Genomic DNA, 6615 nt, shown 5'->3' with positions numbered 1-6615 from the left:
AGCGGAGCGGGCGGGAGGGAGGACCGCAGCGAAGGCCCAGCGAAGCGGGCTTCGCGAGGACCGGACCTTCCGGCCGGCGCAGTGACCAACCCCCACCCGGGTCACCGTCACTCACCCTCACCACACCCGGATCCGTCACCGAGCCTCAGCACGCCCAGATCACCTTCACCCTCACGACAGTCCCCACTCGATCCCTGGTCCCACGTCTCGCAGCTGCCCTGTGTCTCTCACGGCCAGGCCCCCACGTCCCCAAGTCCCAGCGCCCCCACGTCCCAGGTTCTGCGCCCCACAGCGCATGAACACGCCGCGACAGGGCCGCGCGGATTGGCGCTCACATCGGCGGTCACGCGGCCTACTGCCTTGTGAAAGGGCGGGTGTGGGTTCCCGTACGCTGAGGGTCGTGGAATATCGAGCCGTCGAGCAAGCGATCATGGCACGGGGAGTGGAGTGGGATTTCAGCCCCACTCTTGACCGGATCACCGCGTTGATGGAGATCCTCGGCGATCCCCAGAACTCGTACAAGGTCGTTCACATCGCGGGCACCAACGGGAAGACGAGTACCGCGCGGATGGTCGAGGCTCTCCTGCGCGAGCGTAACCTGCGGGTGGGCCGCTATACGAGCCCTCATCTGCAGTCGATGCGCGAGCGCATCGTGATCGACGGCGAGCCCTTGTCGGAGGAGCGGTTCGCCGAGGTGTACGAGGACATCGCCCCCTACCTGGAGATGATCGACGCCAAGGTGGGCAGGCTGAGCTTCTTCGAGGTGCTGACGGGGATGGCGTACGCGGCGTTCGCGGACGCTCCTGTGGACGTCGCGGTGATCGAGACCGGTATGGGCGGCACCTGGGACGCGACGAACGTCGCGGACGGGACTGTCGCGGTCGTCACGCCTGTTTCGCTCGACCACACCGACTACTTGGGACCGGACGTCGCGACCATCGCCGGTGAGAAGGCCGGAATCATCAAGCCCAAGGCGACGGCCGTGCTGGCGCAGCAGCCGCTGCCCGCCGCCGAGGTGCTGATGCGGCGGGCGGCGGAGGTCGGCGCGGTGGTGGCCCGCGAGGGGCTGGAGTTCGGCGTGCTGCATCGCGAGCTGGCCATGGGCGGCCAGATGCTCCAGCTCAAGGGCTTGAAGGGTGTGTACGAGGAGGTGTTCCTGCCGTTGTACGGCGCGCACCAGGCGAGCAACGCGGCCGGCGCCCTGGCCGCGGTGGAGGCGCTGACGGCCGGTGACGACCCGCTGGGGGAGGAAGTCGTACGGCAGGGGTTCGCCCAGGTGAAGAGCCCTGGGCGGCTGGAGGTCGTGCGGCGTGGCCCGACCGTCCTGGTCGACGCGGCGCACAATCCCGCGGGCATGGAGGCGACGGTCGAGGCCATTACCGAGGCGTTCGGGTTCACCCGGCTCGTCGCGGTGGTGGCCGTGATGGCGGACAAGGACGTGGACACGATTCTGGACCTGCTGGAACCGGTGGCCGAGGAGATCGTGGTCACCTGTAACTCCTCTTCGCGGTCGCTGAGCCCGGACGACCTGGCGGCCCGTGCGGAGGCGGTCTTCGGCTCGGATCGCGTCCATGTGGAGGACCGGCTCGACGACGCCATCGACACCGGCGTCGCGCTGGCGGACCAGGGTGACGAGTTCGGCTCCGGCGTCCTCATCACCGGCTCGGTCGTGACGGCGGGAGACGCGCGCATCCTCCTCAAGGTCGCGAAATGAGCAGCGGCGTGTTCGAGGTCACCCCGGGTATGCGCCGGCTCTGCGCGAGCGTCCTCGGGATGCAGGCGATCGTCGTGGCGCTCATCAGTCCGGTCGCGATCACCATCAACCATGTGTCCGCCCCGCTCGCGCTGACCGTCGGGCTCGGGCTCGCCGTCCTGTGCGTGGTGGTCGTCGGCATGCTGAAACGCCCTTCCGCGTACATCGCGGGCACTGTGCTTGAGGTCCTGACAATCGCCACAGGATTCCTCGTCCCGGTCATGTTCTTCCTCGGGGTGATCTTCGCTGCCCTGTGGATAACTGCCATCTTCGTCGCTCGCCGTGTCGAAGGGACGACGAAGCGCTAAAGTCGGCAACCATGGCCGTCCCTCCCGTACCGCAGGCTCGGACCGCCGCGCCGGTCCGTGCCGTGCGCGTCCCTCTGCTGGTCGACGTCGTCATCGGGCTGCTCACCCTGGTGGCCCTTCCTCTGGCGCTCGTCGCCATCCCGAACACGATCTCCGTCGTGGCGGCGCTGCTGCCGCCGGGCGTGTCGCAGGTCGACATGATCCGCGCGCACGGCCTGGCGTTGCCCGCCATGCTGGTGACCGTGCCGCTCGCCGCGGTCGCGGTGCGCAGGTTCCGCGCGGCGCCGATCCTCGTGGCGGGGCTCACGCTGCTCGCGCTCGCCGACGTCGCCGGGGGGTACACCGACACCGTCGCGCTGGTCGGCGTGCTGCGCGTGCTCCACGGGGTCGGCGCGGGCATGCTCGTGCCGGCCACCCTGGTCGCGGTCGCCGAGCGTTCCCGGCGCCGGGTGCTGCTGCCGATCTGGGCGGGCGCGCTCGCCGCCTCGTTGCTGACGGCCCAGGCGCTCGCCCTGTGGGCGATCCGCGACGTGACCTCGTGGCAGGTCACCCTCCAGCCGTACCCGCTGCTCACCGGAGTGGCGCTGGCCCTCGCCGCGGCGTACCTGGTGCTCTGGATGATCTCCGGTGACGGCGGGACGCGGGCCGAGGGGGAGATCCTGCCCGCGAACCGGCCGACGTCGGCCGAGCGCGGGCGGCTCGCGCTGGCCATCGTGCCGGCGGCGGCCATCGCGGTGCTGGGCGTCGGGATCACCTTCGACTGGCCGCCGCGCCTGGTCGTCGCCGCCGCGGCGCTCGCCGTCGTGGCGATGCTGGGCCTCGCGGCGCTCGGCACGTTCGAGGGGCAGGGCGGCCGTACGCTCGCGTTCGTCAACGTCGCGGTCGGGCTGGTGGTGCTGCCGACGGCCGCGCAGATGACCTACATCGAGCTCGGCGGCCCACTGGGCGGTCCCGGCCTCAAGGGCCTGTGGGTGCCGTTCCTGGTGGCCGCGCTGGCCGCGCTCGCGGCCGCCGTCCTCGCAGGCCGGGCGCCGGATGCGTTCACGGACCGGATGACGGCCCTCGGTCTCGCGGCCGTCGTCGCGGGACTATGCGCGACCTGGCTGCTGGTGCCGGCGCCGTCCGGCACGCCGCTGGTGGTGCCGTTCGTGCTGCTGGCCGCGGGATCGGCGGTCGCGCTGGTCGGCGCGTTCCGCACGGCGGGTCTGGGCTCGGCGATGCTGGGCCTGTCGCTGTGCTTCCCGGCCGTGCTCGCGGGCTTCCTGCTCGGCACCGGCATCCAGGTGAACCGGCTGCGTGACGCCGCCGAGACCGCGCGAGGCAACGGGAACGCCCTGGTCGAGGGGTTCATCGACGCGCTGCACATGTGGGCGCAGATCGGCGGGTTCGTCGTGGTCGGGGTGATCGTGCTCTCCGCCGTCCTGACCCGGAGGGCCGCCGCCGCGCCGGGGAACGGCCAGGTGGTGATCCCCGCGCCGACGCCGTCCCCGGAGGAGGACGACGGCGCCCGTGGGGACGACAGGGCCGCCCGCTGAACGCCGGCCGACCTCGCCGGCCGGCCCCGTCGCGCCGGCGACACCCGGCCTCGCCCGATCGGAGCGGCGTTCGCGGACCGGTAAGCTGCCGTTGCGTACGGAGTTCCCCAGCCGGAGCTCCAGATGCTTGACGGGTGCGCCCGCGACCTGCACGGGTCACCGTACGGCGAGCACGACGCCACGTGAGCCTCAGCAACGACCTTAGGAGAACAGACCGTGTCCGAGCGTACGCTTGTCCTGATCAAGCCCGACGGGGTCCGTCGCGGTCTCATCGGGGACGTCATCGGCCGCATCGAGCGCAAGGGCCTCAAGATCGTGGCGATGGACCTGCGCACGCTCGACGCCGAGACGGCCAAGGCCCACTACGCCGAGCACTCCGAGCGCCCGTTCTTCGGCGAACTGGTGGAGTTCATCACCGGCGGCCCGCTGGTCGCGCTGGTGCTCGAGGGCCCCCGGGCGGTCGAGGCGTTCCGCGCCCTGGCCGGCCTGACCGACCCGGTGAAGTCCGCGCCCGGCACCATCCGCGGCGACCACGCCCTGGAGATCGGCGAGAACGTCGTCCACGGCTCCGATTCGCCGGAGTCCGCCGCCCGGGAAATCAAGATTTTCTTTCCGGACCGTTTCTAGTCCTTGCCCCACGAGAGGCCCCGGTTTAAACCGGGGCCTCTCGTGTTTTTCCAGGTGGTGACCGAGCTTAGGCGGGGGGACGCCGGTTTTTCCGGGGGCTTGAGAGCGCGATGTGCCCAGTGATGAGCACGTGCCGTTACGATTCGAATGCGATGCGTCATCCCGCACACCCGCTGAACCCGGTAACCGCTAACCACCTGAAGGAAGGCTTCCTTCCGCATGGGCAGCAAGCTGACATTCCTGGGCCGTGACATGGCTGTCGACCTTGGCACGGCGAACACTCTCGTCTACGTCCGAGGGCGCGGCATCGTCCTGAACGAGCCGTCCGTCGTCGCCATCAACGTCACGACTGGAAAGATCGTGGCAGTTGGAATAGAAGCGAAGCGGATGATCGGGCGGACGCCCGGAAACATCGTCGCGATCCGTCCCCTGAGGGACGGTGTCATCGCGGATTTCGATGTGACCGAGCGGATGCTGCGGTACTTCATCCAGAAGATTCACAAACGCCGCCACTTCGTGCGCCCGCGCATCATCGTGGCCGTGCCGAGTGGCATCACCGCGGTGGAGCAACGCGCGGTGAAGGAAGCGGGCTATCAGGCAGGGGCCCGTCGCGTGTACATCATCGAGGAACCGATGGCGGCCGCGATCGGCGCCGGCCTGCCGGTCCACGAGCCGACCGGGAACATGGTCGTCGACATCGGCGGCGGCACCACCGAGGTGGCCATCATCTCGATGGGCGGCATCGTGACCAGCCAGTCGATCCGCGTCGGGGGCGACGAACTCGACCAGGCGGTCATCGCCTTCGCGAAGAAGGAGTACTCCTTGATGCTCGGGGAGCGCACGGCGGAGGAGGTCAAGATCGCCGTCGGGTCCGCGTGCGTCACGGGGGAGGACTTCCACGCCGAGGTGCGCGGCCGCGATCTGGTCAGCGGCCTGCCGAAGACGGTCGTCATCAGCGCCGAGGAGATCCGCCAGTCGATCGCCGAGCCGGTCAACGCGGTCGTGGACGCGGTGAAGTCCACGCTGGACAAGTGCCCGCCGGAGCTCTCCGGCGACCTCATGGACCGGGGCATCGCCGTGACCGGTGGCGGCGCCCTGCTGCGCGGCATGGTCGACCGGTTGCGCGAGGAGACCGGCATGCCGGTCCATCTGGCCGAGAACGCGCTCGACTCGGTCGCGCTCGGCTCCGGGCGATGCGTGGAGGACTTTGAAGCCCTCCAGCAGGTGCTCGTGCCGGAGCCCCGCAACTAAGGAGCGTCATGAGAGACACCCGCCGCGCCCGTCTGATTCTCGGACTCCTCCTCGCCGTGGCGCTGATCCTCATCACCGTGGATCACCGGGCCGGGAACGACCACGTCCTCGGCCCGGTGCGCGACGCCGTGGGCGCCGTGTTCGGGAAGGCCGAACGCGTCGGCGCCGCCGTGACCCGCCCGATCACCGGATTCGTCGGCATGCTGCGGGACGCGCCCTCGGCCCGGCGCGTCATCACCGACCTGCGCAAGGAGAACGCGCAGCTGCGGGACGAGGTGTCGGCGCAGCGGCTCGACCGGGCGCGGGCCGAGAAACTGGACCGCATGCTCGGGCTGGCGGGGTTCGGCCGCTACCGCGTCGTCGGGGCCCAGGTCGTCGCGCGGCGTACGGTGGCGGGTTTCGAGGACACGGTCGAGATCGACGCCGGCACCGGCGACGGGATCCGGCCCGACATGACGGTGCTGAGCGACGTGGGGCTGGTCGGCCGCGTCGTCCAGGCGGGCCCGGTCAGCTCGACGGTGGCCCTGCTGACCGACCCTGCCCTTTCGGCGGGGGCGCGGCTGGAGGGCGGCAACGAGCTCGGCGTCGTGAGCGGCCTCGGCGAGGCGGGCGGAGGCGGCAACCTCGTCAGGTTCCGCCTGCTCGACTCCACCGTGCCGATCGGCGTGGGCCGCCGGATCGTCTCGTTCGGTTCGCAGCAGAGCAGGCCGTACGTGCCGGGCGTGCCGATCGGCGTGGTCGAGCGGGTGGACAACACGCCGGGTGAGGTCACCCGGACGGCGTACGCGCGGCCCTTCACCGACTTCTCCGCGCTGGACGTCGTCGGCGTGGTGGTCGCGGCGCCGAAGCGTGATCCGCGCGACGCGGTGCTGCCGCCGAAGCCGCAGCCGCCGAAGCCGGCGCGTGAGGACCGGCAGCGGCGCGGCGACGACGGCCGCGGGCAGGGGCGCGCGTCGCTGGAGGCCGAGTGGGGGCTCGGCGACCGGGGCCGCGGCACGGGCGAGGGCCGGCCCGAGGCGGCGCAGGAGCGGCGCGGCCGGCACGGTACGCAGGCCGTGGACGGGGCGGCGCAGGAGCCGCCCGTGCAGGAGCCGCGCGCGGGGCGGGAGACCGACTCCGCCGGGACGGCGCCTCGGCGCGC

General features: G+C 71.2%; 6 protein-coding genes. All 6 read left to right on the top strand.

The features are described 5' to 3' along the window. The first annotated feature begins 430 nt into the window (after positions 1-430). Positions 431-1714 carry a folylpolyglutamate synthase/dihydrofolate synthase family protein gene (locus AB0J39_RS37145; RefSeq protein WP_363473484.1) on the top strand — a complete coding sequence of 428 codons (1284 nt, stop codon included), beginning with the start codon at positions 431-433 and terminating at the stop codon, positions 1712-1714. Next, positions 1711-2061, top strand: coding sequence for a DUF4233 domain-containing protein (locus AB0J39_RS37140; protein ID WP_182907843.1), 351 nt, complete (start codon positions 1711-1713; stop codon positions 2059-2061). The genes AB0J39_RS37145 and AB0J39_RS37140 overlap by 4 nt, the downstream gene beginning before the upstream one ends. An 11-nt stretch (positions 2062-2072) precedes the next feature. Beyond that, the gene (locus tag AB0J39_RS37135) at positions 2073-3596 is read left to right on the top strand and encodes a hypothetical protein (protein WP_363473481.1); all 1524 of its coding nucleotides are present in this window, start codon (positions 2073-2075) and stop codon (positions 3594-3596) included. A 216-nt stretch (positions 3597-3812) separates the two neighbouring features. Continuing rightward, positions 3813-4223: a nucleoside-diphosphate kinase gene (gene ndk, locus AB0J39_RS37130; RefSeq protein ID WP_204055566.1), complete on the top strand. Its 411-nt coding sequence runs from the start codon at positions 3813-3815 to the stop codon at positions 4221-4223. A 219-nt stretch (positions 4224-4442) separates the two neighbouring features. Further along, a complete protein-coding gene (locus AB0J39_RS37125; RefSeq protein ID WP_363473479.1) occupies positions 4443-5474 on the top strand; it encodes a rod shape-determining protein in 1032 nt (343 codons plus the stop codon). Between the two features lie 8 nt (positions 5475-5482). Further along, on the top strand, positions 5483-6615 hold a 1133-nt coding region (mreC, locus tag AB0J39_RS37120; protein WP_363473477.1), incomplete at its 3' end, for a rod shape-determining protein MreC.

The organism is Microbispora sp. NPDC049633, assembly GCF_040675265.1.
In the GTDB taxonomy this organism is placed as follows: Bacteria; Actinomycetota; Actinomycetes; order Streptosporangiales; family Streptosporangiaceae; genus Microbispora; species Microbispora maris.
The sequence above is the reverse complement of the archived record's forward strand: the minus strand, read 5'-3'. Positions and strand labels throughout refer to the sequence as shown.